Source organism: Leptospira andrefontaineae (assembly GCF_004770105.1).
In the GTDB taxonomy this organism is placed as follows: Bacteria; Spirochaetota; Leptospiria; order Leptospirales; family Leptospiraceae; genus Leptospira_B; species Leptospira_B andrefontaineae.
Map to the genome: position 1 here is coordinate 405,350 of NZ_RQEY01000018.1, position 18,353 is coordinate 423,702.

Below are 18,353 nucleotides of genomic sequence, written 5' to 3' on the forward strand. Positions count from 1 at the left end.
AAATGGAACTGACGGTAGAAATAAAAGGGAACTCTAGAGTGATCCATCTGATTGGGAATATGGACGTTCATAATACCCATAGGATAGAACAGGCGTTCATGGATCATATCCGAAAGGCAACAGAGTCCAATATCGTCTTGGATATGTCCAACGTAGAGTTCGTTTCTTCCGCAGGTTTAAGAGTAATCGTAGGTTCTTTAAGAGTTTGTAAGGAAAGAGAGATCCAACTCAAACTTGCGGCTTTACGTCCAGCAGTTCGTAAGGTTTTCGAGATCATAGATATGGATTCCCTTTTTAAGATCTATGATACGGTAGATTCTAGCCTCCAATAATTCCTTTTACCAAACCACGGTTTTTGGCTTTCCTCCCTGGCCTTTCTTTAAAAACTGTGTACCGTATGTCGGAACAAGCGTACTCTATAAATAATCCGTTTCAATCTTCTGGTCCATCGGAATCTCAACCCGTTTCCAGTATTTACGACGATGCCAATGCAATGGGCAAAGAGTTATTGGAGAAACCTCTACAAGGTGGAGGAACGGATAGGATCCTAGTACAACATTCTAAAGGAAGAATGACTGTTTGGGAAAGAATCAAAGTCCTTACCAATTCAGAACCCAATATTCTCTACCAAAACTGGGGAAAAAATTTAGATGGGGCTTCCTTAATTACAGGTATTTTAAATATTAACGGAAGGGACGTAGCGATTTACGGACATGACTTCACTCTCAGAGCGGGGTCCATGGATGCTACGAACGGAAACAAACTCGCAAGACTTATCTATATGGCTGGCGAGCACGGTATTCCTCTGATCGGAATGAATGACTCTGCAGGTGCATATGTTCCTGCTGGAGTGGGTGGTCTCGACGGATATTCCGAAGCATTTACAGCACTCAGAAAGATCAGCGGCGTGGTCCCAAGCTTAATGCTTATGTTTGGATTTAACGCGGGTGGTGGAGCATATCTTCCAAGACAAGGTTCCTTCATGATCCAACCGGAGAATACATTCTTCGGTCTGACGGGACCCGGAGTTGTTAAATCGGTTTTAGGTGAAGATATAAGCGCTGACGATCTGGGAGGACCAAAAGTCCACGGACAGAGCGGGGTAGTTGACTTAGTCACTAATGATGAGTTGGGAGCCTTAAGAACGGCACTCAGACTTCTATCTTATCTTCCTGATAATAGTTCAAGTGCTGCACCTTTCCATCCAACTTCTGATCCTACAGATAGATTCATCTACGAAGAAGAGATCTTATTCAAAAAGACATTCAATTCTCCTACAGGGATGAATACACCTTTCGATATCACATTATATATCCAGAATATTTGTGATCATGGGCAATACTTCGAGATCCAGCCTCAAAGATCCAGAAACTTAGTCACCGCTTTCGGTAGATTGGGCGGACATGTGGTAGGATTTGTTGCGAATAACTCTGCAGTTTCTTCCGGTCAGATCGATATCGGTGCCGCAAGAAAAGGAACAAGATTTATTCGTTTCTGTAACGTTTATAATATTCCTTTAATCTTCTTAGAAGATACCACTGGATTCTTGCCTGGAAAAGAGCAGGAACAAAACGGTATCGTTTTAGAAGGAAGAAAACTTCTGGATTCGATCATCGATATTCGCACTCCAAGATTAACACTCATTATCAGAAACGCATTCGGTGGAGCTTACGCAAGTTTCAACTCCTACCATACAGGTGCGGACATGGTATTTGCACTTCCTACAGCAAGGATTGCAGTAATGGGACCTGCAGGTAAGGATTACGTTTACAAAGACGAGATCACCGCCATCCAAAAAGAATATAAGGAAAATCTGAAGAATGGTGTGTCTGAAAAGGACGCCGCTGCGACCAGGGACAAAAAACTGCAACTTCTATCTCAGAAATATGAGAAAGATCTAATGAACCCTAAGGAAGCGTTATCTTTAGGATCCGTTTCCAGGATCGTTCTTCCGGGAACTACCAGAAACATCCTATTCAAAAATTTAGATTATTTAATCCGACACTACAAACCTGGACCGATGTCCGGACCTCAAAGGGAATTCGAGTAAACACAGATGATCGACTACCAAAATCGGCGCATTACATTTCGCGAATCTACTTCTCCTTGGATCCATTCTTTTTCCTTAGAGACGATCAAATGTTTGATCGTTTGCCGAGGACCAGTTCGAAAAGAGGCAATGGAAATTTTCGACCAGATCGGGATCAGAGAATACGGTATTTTACTTTCTGAAAAAGATTCAGTAGTTTATTCAATGGCACTGGCTCCGGAACTAAGAGATTTTAGATTTCCTTCTAATATCCACCGAGTTCCTGATTATATGGGAGCAGGTGCAGAAGAAAAAGCATCAAGAATTAAACAAATCATCCAAATCGCAAAAGATAACGGATACACTCATATCTTTGCCGGTTACGGATTTATGGCAGAAGATTCCGAGTTCATCGAGGCAATCGAAGAGAGCGGAATTACATTCATGGGACCTTCTTCCCATGTGGCTCACCAAGCAGGTTCTAAAGACGAGGCAAAAAAACTCGCTCGAAAACTGAATGTTTCCGTGACCCCGGGTGTGGATACAATCTCCGCAACTTGTCTTCTCAAAAAAGCAAAAGATGAAAAGGCGTTAACTGCTCTTGCAAAAGAAAAAGGTCTAAACTACACTTATAATTCTTCCATCTCTTTGGAAGAAAACGCAGAAGCATTATTATATGCCGGTTACGAAAAGATCGTAGAATTAGTAACTATTCCTGAATTACAGGCTCAGGCAGAGATTGAAACTGCAGAGATCTGGAAAAAATACCCAAGTAATCGTATTCGTTTCAAATACGTTGGCGGTGGCGGTGGAAAAGGCCAAAGGGTAGTTTCCAAACCGGAAGAAGTCAAAACCGCAGTACAGGAAATATTATCAGAATCTAAAGTAACTGCTCCAGGTTCTAATAGAAACTTTTTGATAGAATTAAATATCGAAAAGACCAGACACAATGAGATCCAGTTGATCGGAAACGGAGAATGGTGTTTGGCTTTAGGTGGAAGGGACTGTTCCGTTCAGATGCACGAGCAGAAACTTCTGGAAATCTCCCTTACTCAGGAACTTCTACAAAACGAGATCGCAGTTTTGGAAAAAACCTCTCCTAAAAAAGCGGAGATCATGAAGGCAGACCTTCAAGTTCTGAAAGAAATGGAAGAACAATCCGAAAGATTCGGACAAGCAGTCGCTCTAAATAGTGTTTCCACTTTCGAGTTGATTGTAGAAGGAACCAACCACTTCTTCATGGAGATGAACACCAGGATCCAGGTAGAGCATAGAGTTACCGAGATGGTTTACTCCTTGAAGTTCACCAATCCTGAAAACAAATCCGAATTTTTTATCGTAGATAGTTTAATCGAGGCAATGGCACTTATTGCTCTTCACGGTAAAAGACTTCCTAAGCCGGAACGTATCGTTAGAAATATTTCCGGGGCAGAAGTTCGTATCAACGCTACTAATAAAGCCATCCAACCACATGCAGGTGGGATTATTTTAAGTTGGTCCAAACCTTTACCTGAAGAGATTAGAGACGACCAAGGAATTTCAGTTAGAAATCCGGATACTGATCTATTCGTACATTATAAAGTAGCTGGTGCTTATGATTCAAACATAGCACTTTTGATCACTTATGGAACCAGCAGAGAAGATAATCTTCGTAAACTTGGAAATATCCTAAGAAAGACAGAGCTTAGAGGTCAGGATCTACAAACGAACTTACTTGTTCATTACGGTCTGATCCATTGGATCTTAGGAAAAGATCCTTTATTTAAACCTTCTACAGCATTTATGATCTCCTATCTTGCCGCAGTGGGTGCTCTCGAAAGCCTAGGCAAGGATATAGATCTCGAAGTTGCTTGGACAAAAGTTCTTTCTAATGCTCCGGCAGAGGGGAAGAAGGTTCTTTCTCGCAAACTTACATTGATCACAAGACCTTTGGGAGAATTACTTGCAGACGCTCACGTTCTAGCAGGATTCTTAGGTTATCATGAAAATGTTTCCTGGAAGATCGAAAAAGACCAAGTAGTTTGGGTCCGAAACCCGATCCATATTCTTTCAGACCTTTATTATTATCTGCATATGGAGGGCGAATTACATCAATCTCCTTCCGAACAGATCTGGGACCATGACCAACAAGTTTTACAATCTGCATTAGCATTTTATAAAGAACTAGAAAAACTGACCGGCAAAAAAGCCGATTCAGCGGATTGGGATTCTGTATTTGCTGGAAAAGCTCCTGCGGGTGTGGATGCTGCTGTTTGGACAAACGCTATTTCTTCTCATAAAGGATTCCAAATCGGATTAGAATTGCTTAAAATTATTCCTAACCTTGGAAACAAATCCGGTTTTTATAAACTGGGCGTAGATGAGAACTTAGAGCCGGTAATCCCTGAAGAATTTAAGAAAGCCGACACAAGAGACGCATTCATTAAATTTTTAGCACCTGCTCCTAAGGCAAGTTCTGACGAGATCGTTTCTCCAATGGGTGGAATGTTCTATTCCAAGGAAGCTCCTGATCTTCCTCCTATGGTAAAAGAAGGTGAACATTTCAAAGCGGGCCAACCTTTATTCATCGTGGAAGTAATGAAGATGTTCAATAAGATCACTGCTCCATTCTCAGGAACCATCAAAGATGTGATCCTGACAGACAGTGATGGAAAGATCATCCAAAAAGGACAAACTATCTTCAAGATCGTTCCGGACGAGGTCGTTAAGATCGAAACTCCAGAAGAGATCCAAGATAGAAAGAATAAGGTAACTTTCTCTCTTCTTTAACACAAACCTCTGAGATTCTCGTCTGAATTAGCTGGCGAGAATCTCGGCAGGAACATCTTCTAAGGAAAGAATTTTTTCCGCAGCTCCTCTCTCTATCGCCTCTCTTGGCATTCCAAATACAACAGAGCTTGCCTCATCTTGAGCTATTGTCCTTCCGCCTGCTTGTCTGATCTCTAAAAGTCCTGCTGCCCCATCTGCTCCCATACCGGTTAGCAAAAACGCTTTTGCATTACGTCCCACATGTTTTGCAACCGAGTGAAATAATACATCAACCGAAGGTCTATGACGATTTACGAGTGGTCCATCCGTGATCCTTACAATAAATTGAGCTCCACTTCCTACTACTTCCATATGTTTATTTCCTGGAGCAATGAGCGCTATCCCTTCTTGTATTCGATCTCCGTCTTTTGCTTCCCTTACGGTAATTTTGCAGATCTTATCTAGACGATTTGCAAATGCTTCCGTAAATTTTTCAGGCATATGTTGCACGATCACTATACCAGGACTATTTGCAGGAAGGGAAGTAAGAATATCCTCGAGCGCTATCGTTCCACCGGTAGAAGTCCCGATCGCCACGATCCTATCAGTAGTTGCAATTTTTGTAAAATCAAGTCCGTTCGTTTTGGGAGAAGGAGCTAAAATTTGATGTTTCAGTTTTGAAATGGATGCCGAGCGAATACATTCTCCTAAATAAATTGCTGAATCTTCTAAAAAATCCTTTAAACCGATTTTAGGCTTAGTTACAATTCCTACCGCACCTTCTTTCAAAGCAACCCAAGCTGTTTCTGATGATTCTTCCGCGAGAGAGGAACAGATTAAAACTGGAGTAGGGTGGGTATGCATGATCTTTTTTAAAAAGCTAATCCCATCCATTCTAGGCATTTCAATATCCAGAACAATTACGTCGGGCCATCTTTCAGATTTTCCCAGTTTTTCCAAAGCGAATACCGGGTCGGGAGAGGAACCGATCACTTTAATATCCGTATTCATTTCCAGGACTTGTTTGAGTACGGATCGGACTACTGCGGAATCGTCTATAATATATACGTATATCATGTTTTACTGATTTTTAGGATTTTCCATATACACTTCTCCGTCCCAAAGGGAGAAATATATTTTTCGATGGAATTTACCTCCGGTATTGGAAGCGGTTAAATCAATATTCGCTTTACGGACCAAATCTAGGACCGACTCGACATTCTTTTCGCCGATTTCTATAATCTTTTTCACTTCTTCCAATTTATCTTCTTCCGGAGAAAACATAGAAGCTCCGCCAAAAATTTTGCATACGAATCTTCCCGGTCTTTCTCCCAATTTCTGAAATTGTTTTAGGAAAGATTCCAAGGCATCGTCAGCATACTTTGGATGAGGATCTTGGACATTGGAAGGTCTTTTAGGAAGCATGATATGAGCCATTCCTCCCACCTTTGAATTAGGATGCCAAAAACATAATGCAACGCAGGAGCCTAAGAGAGTGCGGATCCTCGTTCCATTCTCCCCCCAATAAAAACCTCCCGGCTGTAGAAAAATGTCCCGAACAATATCCGGTTCCATCTTCAACCCGCAGGAACTACGTTAGCCGCTTCTTCCTTGGTTTCCTCCAATGCGGTCAATTCTTCTACAGTCAATAAGCGGAGAAGGTTGAGTAAAAGAATAAACCCACTGGCTTGTCTTGCCATACCTGCTAGAAAATCCACGCGTATCCTGGAGCCAAATGTAGGAGGAGGTTCAATTTCAGAAGAAGGAATACTCAATACTTCATATACTGCTTCTACGATAAGACCTATGTCCATCCTGGCTCCATTTATTGATTCAGGAACTTCTACGATCACTATACAGGTTCTTTTGTCCGGAGAATGTTTCTTTCTGAAAAACTTATCGCATACATCCAAAACTGGGACCACATTTCCTCTTAGATTGATTACCCCTGGAATAAAAGTGGGCATCATGGGAACTGTAGTCACATGAGTGTATTCCAAAATTTCTTTTACGTTCAGAAGTCCTATTCCGAACGTTTCCTCTCCGATCTTGAAAGTTAAATACTGATTGTCCTCGAAAGTGCTCACGATCACACCTCAGTATTTTTCAAATTTAGGTTTATCTGGAATACTTACGGTTCTAACAGCTGCTAAACTTTTGGCTCCGTTCCCTGTTGTTTCCCTTCCCTGAGATTCCTTGCTTAATCGGAAGAATAAGACGGATTCTCTTAAGGATTCCGCTTGGCTATTCATCTCTTCCGCAATCGCAGCTAACTCCTCGGAAGCAGAAGCATTCTGCTGAGAAACCTGATCCAACTGTCCCATAGCTTTATTGATCTCAACTACACCCGAAGCCTGTTCTTCACTAGAAGCTGTGATCTCCTGCACTAAATCTGCAGTTTTTCTAATATTCGGAACAATCTCGTTAATGAGTTTGCCTGCTTTTTCTGCGATCGCCACTGAAGACACAGCAAGTCCTGAAATCTCATTTGCTGATTTTTGGCTTCTTTCTGCTAACTTCCTAACCTCGGATGCTACTACAGCAAATCCTCTTCCATGTTCTCCCGCTCTTGCGGCTTCAATTGCTGCGTTCAGAGCGAGTAGGTTCGTTTGATAAGCAATATCCTCGATGATTGAAATTTTTTCTGCAATCTGTTTCATTGCAGCTACAGTTTCAGTTACCGATTTACCCCCATCTTCTGCATCTTTAGAAGACTGGCTTGCGATCTGTTCTGTCTGTTTGGAATTGCTTGCGTTTTGATCGATAGAGGCTGTCATTTCTTCCAAAGAAGAAGTAGTCTGTTCCACGGAAGCAGCTTGTTCGGACGCACCTTGGCTAAGTGAATTTGCGGTAGAAGAAACTTCTCCGGCTGACCCAACCAAACTTCCTGCTTTCATGACGATATCTCCCATGATCTCATTCAGTTTATCTACTGTAGTATTTCCATACTCTTTCAATTTTCCGAATGTTCCGAAGTATTCATTCTCTATCTTAGAAGTAAGATCTCCATTCGCTAATCTTTCAAGAGCATCTACGACCTCTGTAAGTCCGGTTTCACTAACCTGTAAGAAAGAATTGATACCTTCTCCCAAACTTCTAAAGAAACCTTCTTTTCCTTCTAATCTTACCCTAGTTTTGAAATCACCTTTTGCCGCGGCACCTACTATCTCTTCGATTTCTTTTTGAACAGCAAGTTCAGTTGTGATATCAGACCATTCTACTACTGCTCCTAATCTTTGTCCTTCTGAACTTAAGATAGGATTTGCGATTAGATTAAATGTTCTGCCACTGATCACGATCGAAGATTCATAGGTGGTATTCAAATTACCTACAAGGTTTCTTTGATGGGCAGGGTTTTTATGGAAAGTATCGATATTAGTTCCAAGTAAACTTTGCAAATTGAAAGATGCTAATTGTTTTCTAATATCTCCTTCGCTGTTTTGGAACATCTTGTATACTGCCTTATTCATATACTTGATATTAAAATCGTTATCAGCGATCATCACGTTGGTAGATGCATTATCTAACGCAACCTTGATACGTGTTAATTCGTCATTTTCCAATTTGCGAGCTGCTGCGACTTTTTTCTGCTCGGTCACATCAGACCATTCTACTACTGCTCCTAATCTATCTCCATTGTCAGTGAGAATCGGATTCGCAATTAGGTCGAAACTTCTTCCTCCGATTTCTATACTTGATTTGAAAGTATTCGTAAAGGAAGCGAGTATTCCTCTTTGGTGAGCAGGATTTTTATGATAAGAATCTATATTCGATCCAAGCAGTTTGTTTAAATGGAAGTTGGTAAGTTGTTTTCTAATATCAGTTTCACCAATCTCAAACATCTTCACGATTGCTTTGTTCATATATTTGATATTCAGATGGGTATCAGCAATCATGATGTTTGTGCTCGTATTATCCAAGGCAACTTTGATACGAGTTAGCTCCTCATTCTCTTGGCGTCGGACCTCCAATAATTTCTTTTGTTCGGTAACATCTGCCCATTCTACCACCGCGCCTAGTCTATCTCCGGATTCTGTTAGGATTGGATTCGCAATCAGATCGAAACTTCTTCCACCAATATCAATATTAGAACGGAATGTTTGGTTCAGATCTTTTAGGATATTCCGTTGGTGGGCAGGGTTCTTATGATAGCTATCAATATTAGAACCCATTAAAGACTCCATTCTGAATTGGCTAAGTTGTTTTTTAATATCTTCTTCAGCATTTCCGAACATCTTGCGGATGGACTTGTTCATGTAAGTGACCTTTAAATTTTGGTCCGCCATCATGATATTTGTAGTCACATTGTCCAAAGCAGTCTTGATCCGAATGAATTCCTCAGAATCAAAACTTCCAGTACTAACAATACTTCCGGAAGAGAAAGGTTTTAGGTAAATCACAAGAGCAGGCAAGAGAAGGGTCCCAAATATAGCGAACAGGAAATGATAATATACAGGGGCTTCTTTCTGGACAGGAACAGAAAGAGAAGACTTATTCTTTTCCCAATCGGATTTTAATTTTTCTAATTTAGGAAGTGAATTTTCAGAAACCAGATTTAGGAAATTTTCTCTAGCATCTTTTGCTTGAATCCCCAAAATACCTTTTGCAGCCAGAATACTTTCTTGTAATGCTTCCAAATCCTTTTGTAATTGTTGCAAATCATTCGGATCCTTCAATTCGGATGAAAATCCTTTTAGATCAGTTGAAAGAGAACTTTGGATTGTTTTTAGATTTTCCAATCGAGAAGAAATAGATTCTTTGCTTAAACCGGGAATAAATAATGAATACAGTCCGGATTCATAATCCTTTAGTTCTGAATGTATCGTTTCAGAGGAGACCGAATTTTTACCTGAGGATCCAGATTCGAATCCATGATCATACAAATAACTCCAACCTGCTGATCCGAATGTAAGAACTATTCCTAACAATAAAGACCAAACAAGTACGCTTAATTTTAATTTACCCTGTCCCATAAAATTTACCTTTATAAATTAATTATTTCCTTTGTTATTATAATATTCGCTCAACGTGCGAATGTTCTATCTCTCAGATTGGTTCTTTGGATTTTCAGTAGGGAATGAAGTCCAGGCACGTCCAAAATGAACGCAATCTTTCCTGTCCCTAAAACGGAGGTACCACTAATACATTGGATCCCCTTGAATATTTCATTCAAAGGTTTGATTACAGATTGGATCTCGCCTAATAGATCATTTACTAGGATCCCAAAATTTCTACCGTCATGTTCTAAAACGAGAACGTTCTTTCTTCCTTCATCCGGATCTGGCAGACCTAAAAATCTTCCTAAATGAAGAATTGGGAGGACTTCTCCCCTTAAATTGATGGAACCTGCAATTTCTTCAGGAAGAAGTTGCAATTCAGACTCCATTGTTTCTCTTACCCAGTCCATTGGTACTACGAAGTAAGAATCGCAAGACCTAACCAAGAATCCGTCTATGATAGCGAGCGTAAGAGGAAGTCGGATGGAGAACACAGAACCTTTTCCGAATTCGGATTGTACATTCACTGATCCCCTAAGAGATTCTATATTGCGAAGTACTACATCCATTCCAACACCTCTGCCGGAAAGGCTAGTAACGGATTCTGCAGTGGAAAATCCCGGCTGGAAAATAAGATTAAATATTTCTTGTTCGTTTAATACTTGGGCAGGATCGATCAGGCCTTTTTCGATTGCCTTCTGTCTGATTTTTTCATGGTTGATCCCTTTGCCATCGTCCGAGATCTCAATCGAAATACTTCCTGTGGAATGAGAGGCTTGGATCTTTAATTTTCCTCTTTGCGATTTTCCAAGATTTGCTCTTTCTTGGCTGGGTTCTATTCCATGATCTAAAGCATTTCTTAATATATGAACGATTGGATCATTTATTTTTTCGATTACTGAACGATCTAGTTCCGTTTCTCCGCCTAAAATTTCGAAATCCACTTCCTTTCCAAGTTCCAAGGAAATATCTCTCACTGTTCTTCTATACTTTTCAAACAGTTCTCCGATAGGCACCATTCTAAGTGCCATTGCAGTTTCTCTGATCTCTCCAACGAGTCTGGATAATATTTCAGCGGATTCGTTTAAGTCTGAATCTTCCTTATCTGCAAGTAAACGTCCTAAACTTGCCTCAGAGATAATCAATTCTCCTACAAGATTTACGAGTTGATCTACTTTCGCAGAGTCGATACGTATCAGTTTAGGAACAATTTGAGTTGTTTGTGTTTTTTCTAATTCCGACTTTTTGGAAGGTGTTTGTTCTTTAGAGGTTTCTGAAGAAGGGATCGAATTTGACGTTTGAAAACGTAAGCCCTGTAATTCCAAAACCTTGAAATATTCTTCTCTTTTACAAGGGATCTCGTTTGCAATTGTATGAAATAATTCTTCGGAAGAATTTGGAGGAATAATTCTTAAAAACGAAGAATCCTTTACAAAAGAGAAAACGGATTCCAAGTCCTTTTTTTCCGAACTTGACTTGAGTTGGACCTCATAACCTAAATAACAATTTTCTGAGTCCCAATTATTCCAATCCGGTAGTTTTGTCTTATATACATATAAGTATTGGATCTCTCCGACTGTTCTAAGATATTTCAAAAATGAAAATGGATCCATTCCATCTTTAAATATATTTTCTCCCGGAAAGAATGTGATTTGCCAGTAAGAGTTAACTGACCCCGGTTTTTCGGACTTATCAGTAGCCACATCACTTGCCGGATTTTTAATTTCTTTTTTTTCAGAAGTTTTGCCTGTAAATGCTTGGGCCTCCCTTATGATCTTTACATGTTCAGCTTCCAGTGCTGCGCTTAATTCTTTTCCTGGGATTGGATCTTCTACAATTCGTTTTAAATGATCTATCGCTCTCAGCAGAAAATCTATCTTGGCTGGATCTAATTCCGTTTTTCCGGATCTAGCCAAATCAAGTAATGTTTCTAACTCGTGAGAACATTCTTCTATGGATTCATAGCCGAACATTCCTGCGGTTCCTTTTACAGTATGGACAGAGCGGAACATGGAGTGAATTGCTTCTCCATCAATTTCTCCTTTTTCCATCCGAAGAAGATACAATTCTGCTCCGGATAATAATTCCAGGGATTCTTGTATGAATGCTTCTTTGATCTCTGAAAGATCCATCACACCTTCTCCAATCCGTAAGCAAATTTAAAGGAAGAAGAATCTTTTTTGGAAATTCGGATACGGTCCTGAAAAAATCCGACCAACCCATATAAATCAAAATATTCTAATAAACAGTTTGGATGATTTAAAATAGCAAGGTCCCAGGATGTATGTAAGGAATTTTTTTTGAGTAAAATTAAGGACTGAACAAAACTTGAATCAACTTTTTCCAAAGCAGAGGTATCTATCTCGATTCGGATCGGATTTTTATCCAAAAGAGATTGAAGTTTTAACTTCCAATCAGAAGCATAATAAATAGAAGCTTCTCCAGAAAGATCCAAATGAAAGATCGGTCTGGAATTCTTTTGTCCGAGTTCAGATACTTTAATTTCCAAAGACATAAAATTTCCCGACTATACGAGTAAAACCTGGATCGTTTTCAAAAGTTCTTCCGGAGAAAAAGGTTTAGTAAGCCAAGCTTTTGCCCCTGCTTTTAAACCTTCGTTTTTCAATTCGTCTTGGGATTCAGTTGTAAGCATGATGATCGGAACAAATTTATGATTCGAATCTTCTTTGATCGCCTTTACAAAAGATATACCGTTCATGTTCGGCATATTCATGTCGCTTACCACTAGATCCACTTTTCCTTCCTTCAATTTCTCCAGACCTTGTAGTCCGTCTTCTGCTTCTATAACGGAAAAAGAAGCCTGAGAAAGATGGAGGGTAAGTATCTTTCGGAACACGGCTGAATCATCCACGATTAAGATTTTTTTCATATTCTCCTTCTTGTCATTCTCATTGAATTGGTAATAATAATTCGCTCATTACACAGAGTCGCACCTGTTCGCCGGTATGATCCTTTGCATTATGAATAAAGAATAAACCGTTATGCTTTCTGAGTATCTGGTCTACTGCAGTGAGCCCTAGACCAAGACCGAATTTTTCTAAATGGGATACACTTTCTACCGGTGGATGTATACGGAAGAATGGTTGCAAAACAAGGCTCTCATGTTTTTCGTCCACACCTCCATAGGGTCTTTCATCTACTATATTCTTTACGACTACGCAGAAATAACCTTGGTTAATACTGGTAAATACTTCTAAGGAAGTTTTGGAGGCGCAGTATTTGTATGCATTTAAGATCACTTCCTCCAAAGCGAGAAGGAAGAGATCTACTTCAATATCCAACTCCACTTCTTTTTTCAGAACAGGCAAAGCAAGTCTCAGACCTTTCTTCTCCAGATAAGGGATGATGAATTCAGCGGAGTGTTTGATTTTCTCCACTAATTCGGATGCTTTGATCTTCTTCTTTTCCAGATTTTGATTAATGATCTCTAGTAACTGAGTAAGACCTTTGAGCAGATTTTTGGTAATTTCTTGGTTTTCGATAACCAAGTTCATCATACTTTTATTAATTAGATAATTATCACCATCTTCTTTCATTTCAGTCTTGATCATGTCCAAAAGACTGATGATCGCACCTATCCCCGATCCTTGGGAAAGCGAAGTCTGCAAAGAATGTATGGAAGATTTTTCCCAGGATTCGTCTCCCGCTTTTCTTCTTGTTTCCTTATAAGTCAGCCATTCTAGTTGGTTTCTGAGTTTTAGACTTTCCGCTTCTAAAATTGCCGCTTCGCTTGCCTTTAGAAAACGGTAATCCACAGCCTTACTCAAAGCTTTATGAAATTGGTCTGGAAGGATAGGCTTGATGATATAATCGAATACACCCAACTTCATCACTTCAATCACGGTCTCAGTGGAATCGATTGCGGTTTGGACAAGTATGGTGGCGTCCGGTTGGAATTCCTTCAATCTTTGGATGAAAGTAGGGCCATCCATAACAGGCATCATAAGATCGACTATATAAAAAGAATATTTATTTGCTTTCGCCATCTCCAATGCTTCTTCTCCATTAGAAGCGGATTGGTATTGTATCCCGAACTCATCGCAAAGCGCCTCGAGCATCAGCGTATTCTCTAACTTATCCTCGACTATAAGTATTGGATCGCGGACTATACTTTTTCTCTCCAGTTTACTTTTGGATAATGAACTCGTAGAGTTAGTCATGGATTTGGTCCGCCAATTCTTCTAATACTAATTTTAATTCGTCCAAGGAGATTGGTTGGGATAAAACGAAGTCAAAATTCTCCTTGGAATATTTTTTTTCAAAATCTTGAGTTTCTTCCGGAAGAATAAGAATTGTTTTCCAAATTTCCGATATTCTTTCCTGTAGAGGTAAATTAGAATCTTGGAATAGAACGATCTTCTTATCTTTTCGAAGTTCTTTAAACAGTAATGGTTGATTTTGTTTTTTAAAAAAATGGGTGAGAAGTTCTGCGTTTTTCTGATTGGATAATTCCAATTGAATAAAACAGAAATTTTTTAATTTGTCAGGATAAGCTCCTGCAAAGTTTTTCCTCGGTTTAAATTGTTTGGGAGTTTGCTCTAGTATGGGAAGATTCAAATAGAAAGTCGTTCCGATACCTTGTTGGCTTTTGACGGAAATACTTCCCCCATGTGCCTCCACTAACTTTAGAACGATAGAAAGTCCAAGTCCGGTTCCTTCTGTATCTCTGGATTTTGAATTTCTGACCTGATAGAATGCATCGAAAATCTTTTTCTGGTCCGCTTCCGGTATACCAATACCAGTGTCTGTGATCTCTATTAACCAATCTTTTCCATCTCTCTTGATTGAAAGATAGATGGAACCTTGTTCTGTTGTGAATTTAACTGCGTTTCCAACCAAATTCAAAAAGATCTGTCGAATTCGTTTTGGGTCTCCCCAGATCATAGAAACAAGTTCTTCAGTATCATTCCAAACTAAATGGATATGTTTTCTTATAAGTTCAGGCTCTAAGAACTCTACTACCTGTTCCAATTCCTTTCTAAGATCCATTTCAGAAAAGTAGAAGGAGGATTTTCCGGCATTCAGTTTTGAAAGTTCTAGAATATCATTAATTAAACCTAATAGATGTAATCCTGATTTATGGATCAGATCCAAATATCTTCTATCGTTAGAACTTTCATCTTCGATTTTGATTAATTTTGAAAGTCCGATGATCGCATTTAGGGGAGTACGAAGTTCATGGCTCATATTGGCGAGAAAATCACTTTTAGCTGTACTTGCAGCTTCCGCCTTTTCTTTTTGAACAGAAAGTTCTTTGGTCCTCTTGATTACTGTTTCTTCTAGATTTTCTTTATGGATCTTTAGCTCTTCTAAGATGGACATTCTTTCCAGATAGAAACCTAGAAGGTCTACGAATGTGCGAAAGGTAAATTTTTCCTCTGGACCTAATTCATGTTGGAAGAATTCCATTCCCAGAAATCCGAACCAATCTCCGGACATCCTGATAGGAAATAGAAAGAAAGTATCAGTCCTTCTTCCTTGGTAGAAGGATTTTTCAGAATCAAGAAGATCGGCAGCACGAAATTCTATTATATCATTTCTGAGAAGGTATGGTTTCCATCTGGCAAACTTTGTAGAGAGTGAAATTTCAGGATAAGTTTCAGCAAGAGTTGCGCTTGAATACGGACTTTTGATCTCCGCTTGTAAAGCAAGTACATCCGGGTTTGCTGTTTTCTTATATAAGTAGATCCTTTCAGCCTCTACCAATACTAAAAAATGTTCGATAGCCCTTTCTATAGTAAAACTTTCATGGGTTGTGTTCAATAAGATCTGAGAAGCCGCGGTAAGGCCCATTTCGGACCTGAGCCTTTTCGCGGTTAATTCTTCTCTTCTGATTTTCTCGCTAATATCTCTCTGGATAGATAATAAATTCGTAATATTTCCATCTTGGTCCTTTACCGGAGAAACTTTCCATTCTGAATGATATTTGGTACCGTCTTTTTTATAATTAATCGTGGAAGAAGAGTAGGAGTCTCCACGCAATAAGCAATTTTTAAGATTTTGTAATATTCTTCTGTCGGTTTCTTTGCCAAATAAAATTTTAGGAGAACCTCCTATCAACTCCTCGGCTCTATAACCAGTTAGCTCGCAGAATGCTGGATTTACGAAGACAATAGATGGTCCGGTCTCATCTAGAACAGCGTCTGTAACGAGAATTGCGTCCGAAGTTTGGGAAACGATAATTTGAAAAAGTCCGATTTCTGTGTCGAACCGTAGATCTTCCCCGACCATATAGGCCAGAGAATTTAAGCGAAAATAAACTTAATTCAACCATTTTAGCGGAAAATTCCACAAAAATGACTTATTATGGCGCAAATTATTCAAATTCGTGAGATCTGAGACATAATCAACTTGTCGAAGTGACTACATCAAAAGATTCGCAGGTAATTTGAAGCTCATAGAATCCTCTCTTGAGCCAGGGAAAAGATCCAAAATTGCCTGCGGGTAAAATTGTATAAGTTTAGAAATTATCTCATCCACCAATATCTGAGGCGTGGAAGCTCCAGCAGTGATACCCAGGATCTTGATCCCTGAATTTGCTATATAATCTTTATTTAATTCTTCGAGAGAACTGACTTTGAAAGAGGAAGGTTTGGACTTTTGGGCTAATTGTAAAAGCCTAAGCGAATTGGAACTATTATCTGCTCCGATCACCATCATTGCATCAATCGCTTCCATCATGGAAGAAACTGCTTCTTGTCTTTCTGTGGTTGCGTAGCAGATATCGTCTTTGGCTGGGTGTTCTACGCTTGGGAATAATTCTGCAATCTTCTCCACCACTAGTTTGGTGTCTGCCACTGATAAGGTGGTCTGCATAAGATAGGTGATTGGTTTATTAACGTCCAATCTTCCGACCAATTTTTGGACATCTTCAGGGGATTCTACTAAGAACATCCGGGCTTCTCCCATAGTTCCTATCGCTTCGTCATGTCCTTGGTGACCAATATAGATGATTTGGTGAGAGTCTTTATATCTGCGCGCTTTTCTGTGAACTCTGGTGACCAAAGGGCAGGTCGCATCCCCGATCTTCATACCTCTACGTTTTGCTTCTTCTACCACTTCCGGAGAAACTCCATGAGCTGAGAAAACGACTGTAGAACCGTCCGGTGCTTCGCCTAATTCGTTAATAAATTTGATGCCTCTTTTTTTCATATCTTCCACGACTCTTCGGTTATGAACGATCTCTTTGCGGACATAGATCTGTTCCTCGGAATTCGACTGGACCTGTTCCACGTAGGAAATTGCGTATTTGACCCCCGCACAGAAACCGCGGGGATTCGCTAGATAGATTTTTTCAAGCATCTGCTTTCAGACTCTGGTGCCTCCCGAAAGAGGCAAGCATTTTCGTGCGAAAACCTTCTCCAATAGGGCAAAAGCGACATATACACTATCAGGAGGAAGGGATCTTTTATCTATTCGGGGAAGAAAAAAGTATCTCTTCCAATTTCAGGATCTTCCCGATTTTCAAGGGGAAGAGGTCAAGGAAGACCTCTAGGAAAATCAAATTCTCTCTTAGGAGAGATTCGGATTCAAGGAGGAACCGAATGATTATTAACCACAATATCAGTGCCATCTTCGCTCACAGAACTTTGAAGTTCAATAGCGAAAGCATGAACAAAGACATCGAAAAGTTGTCTTCCGGTATGAGAATCAACCGTGCAGGTGATGATGCATCCGGTTTGGCCGTGTCTGAAAAAATGAGGACACAGGTTGGAGGTTTGCGCAGGGCGGAACAAAACACTGAAGACGGTATGTCTTTGATCCAAACAGCAGAAGGGTATCTGCAAGAAACCCATGAAGTTGTTCAAAGGATCCGTGTGCTTGCTGTGCAAGCTGCGAACGGTATTTATACCGAAGAAGACCGTCAACAAATACAAGTAGAAGTATCTCAGTTGGTCGACGAGATCGACAGGATTGCTTCTCAGGCCGAGTTCAACAAAATGAAACTCCTTACTGGAGCTTTTGCTCGTTTGAACCCGACCGCAAGTATGTGGTTCCACATGGGTGCTAACATGCACCAAAGAGAAAGAGTGTATATCGAAACGATGAACACTGCGGCTCTGGGCTTAAGAAACCCGACCGTTCTGACTTTCATCTCTCTTTCTACGGCGGGAAAAGCGAACTCCGTAATCGGACTTGCTGACGATGCTCTTAGATTAATTTCTAAACAAAGAGCTGACTTGGGAGCTTATTACAACCGTCTGGAACATGCTGCTAAGGGACTCATGAACGCTTATGAGAACATCCAAGCGGCTGAATCGAGAATTCGTGACACTGATATGGCTGAGCAAATGACCAGCTTTACCAGATATCAAATTCTGACTCAAGCTGCTACTGCGATGCTCGCTCAGGCGAACATGAAACCGCAAACCGTGCTCCAGCTATTGAAGTAATTCAATAGCTAACCTGCCGGTTTGACTAGGTAGTATTCCGGCAGGGGAGCTGGCTTTAAGCTAATGTTGGTTCTTTCGACGGGACCACGGATTTATATTTATTATAAATCGCCGTACGACTCTGAAGCCTAACTTCTCGTAAGCGAAAGTTAGGCTTTTTTTTAT

The 18,353-nt window shown here is 40.1% G+C and carries 14 protein-coding genes; 4 read left to right on the plus strand and 10 right to left on the minus strand.

Going from position 1 to position 18,353, the window contains the following annotated elements; genetic code table 11:
• Positions 1-2: 2 nt before the first annotated feature.
• The 3 genes from EHO65_RS13555 (at position 3) to EHO65_RS13565 (ending at position 4,798) form a co-directional block, all read left to right on the plus strand.
• On the plus strand, positions 3-332 hold the full coding sequence (locus EHO65_RS13555) for an STAS domain-containing protein (RefSeq protein ID WP_100766667.1): 330 nt from the start codon (positions 3-5) through the stop codon (positions 330-332).
• 65 nt (positions 333-397) lie between these two features.
• Positions 398-2,050, plus strand: a complete 1,653-nt coding sequence (locus tag EHO65_RS13560) for an acyl-CoA carboxylase subunit beta (RefSeq protein ID WP_135775126.1) — start codon at positions 398-400, stop codon at positions 2,048-2,050.
• Positions 2,051-2,056: 6 nt separating this feature from the next.
• Positions 2,057-4,798, plus strand: coding sequence for an ATP-binding protein (locus EHO65_RS13565; RefSeq protein ID WP_135775127.1), 2,742 nt, complete (start codon positions 2,057-2,059; stop codon positions 4,796-4,798).
• A gap of 27 nt (positions 4,799-4,825) precedes the next feature.
• Here EHO65_RS13565 and EHO65_RS13570 read toward each other — a convergent pair whose 3' ends face one another.
• From EHO65_RS13570 to ispH, 10 genes are all read right to left on the minus strand, one after another.
• Positions 4,826-5,854: a protein-glutamate methylesterase/protein-glutamine glutaminase gene (locus tag EHO65_RS13570; protein ID WP_135775128.1), complete on the minus strand. Its 1,029-nt coding sequence runs from the start codon at positions 5,852-5,854 to the stop codon at positions 4,826-4,828.
• 3 nt (positions 5,855-5,857) lie between these two features.
• Positions 5,858-6,358 carry a chemotaxis protein CheD gene (locus EHO65_RS13575; protein WP_208744084.1) on the minus strand — a complete coding sequence of 167 codons (501 nt, stop codon included), beginning with the start codon at positions 6,356-6,358 and terminating at the stop codon, positions 5,858-5,860.
• On the minus strand, positions 6,355-6,864 hold the full coding sequence (locus EHO65_RS13580; protein WP_135775130.1) for a chemotaxis protein CheW: 510 nt from the start codon (positions 6,862-6,864) through the stop codon (positions 6,355-6,357). Before EHO65_RS13580 ends, EHO65_RS13575 begins: the two co-directional genes overlap by 4 nt.
• A 9-nt stretch (positions 6,865-6,873) precedes the next feature.
• Positions 6,874-9,750, minus strand: a complete 2,877-nt coding sequence (locus EHO65_RS13585; protein WP_244243530.1) for a methyl-accepting chemotaxis protein — start codon at positions 9,748-9,750, stop codon at positions 6,874-6,876.
• A gap of 50 nt (positions 9,751-9,800) precedes the next feature.
• Positions 9,801-11,906: a chemotaxis protein CheA gene (locus tag EHO65_RS13590; protein WP_135775233.1), complete on the minus strand. Its 2,106-nt coding sequence runs from the start codon at positions 11,904-11,906 to the stop codon at positions 9,801-9,803.
• A complete protein-coding gene (locus EHO65_RS13595; protein WP_135775131.1) occupies positions 11,906-12,289 on the minus strand; it encodes an STAS domain-containing protein in 384 nt (127 codons plus the stop codon). Before EHO65_RS13595 ends, EHO65_RS13590 begins: the two co-directional genes overlap by 1 nt.
• Positions 12,290-12,301: 12 nt before the next feature.
• Positions 12,302-12,664, minus strand: coding sequence for a response regulator (locus EHO65_RS13600; RefSeq protein ID WP_008591692.1), 363 nt, complete (start codon positions 12,662-12,664; stop codon positions 12,302-12,304).
• 19 nt (positions 12,665-12,683) lie between these two features.
• Entirely contained in the window at positions 12,684-13,955 is a 1,272-nt protein-coding gene (locus EHO65_RS13605) for an ATP-binding response regulator (protein ID WP_135775132.1), read from the minus strand.
• Positions 13,948-16,026, minus strand: a complete 2,079-nt coding sequence (locus EHO65_RS13610; RefSeq protein ID WP_135775133.1) for a PAS domain-containing sensor histidine kinase — start codon at positions 16,024-16,026, stop codon at positions 13,948-13,950. The genes EHO65_RS13605 and EHO65_RS13610 overlap by 8 nt, the downstream gene beginning before the upstream one ends.
• Positions 16,027-16,158: 132 nt before the next feature.
• Positions 16,159-17,097, minus strand: a complete 939-nt coding sequence (ispH, locus tag EHO65_RS13615) for a 4-hydroxy-3-methylbut-2-enyl diphosphate reductase (RefSeq protein WP_135775134.1) — start codon at positions 17,095-17,097, stop codon at positions 16,159-16,161.
• Positions 17,098-17,339: 242 nt separating this feature from the next.
• On the opposite strand from ispH, the gene EHO65_RS13620 reads away from it, so the two are divergent.
• Entirely contained in the window at positions 17,340-18,188 is an 849-nt protein-coding gene (locus EHO65_RS13620) for a flagellin N-terminal helical domain-containing protein (protein WP_010515586.1), read from the plus strand.
• The last annotated feature ends 165 nt before the right edge of the window (positions 18,189-18,353 follow it).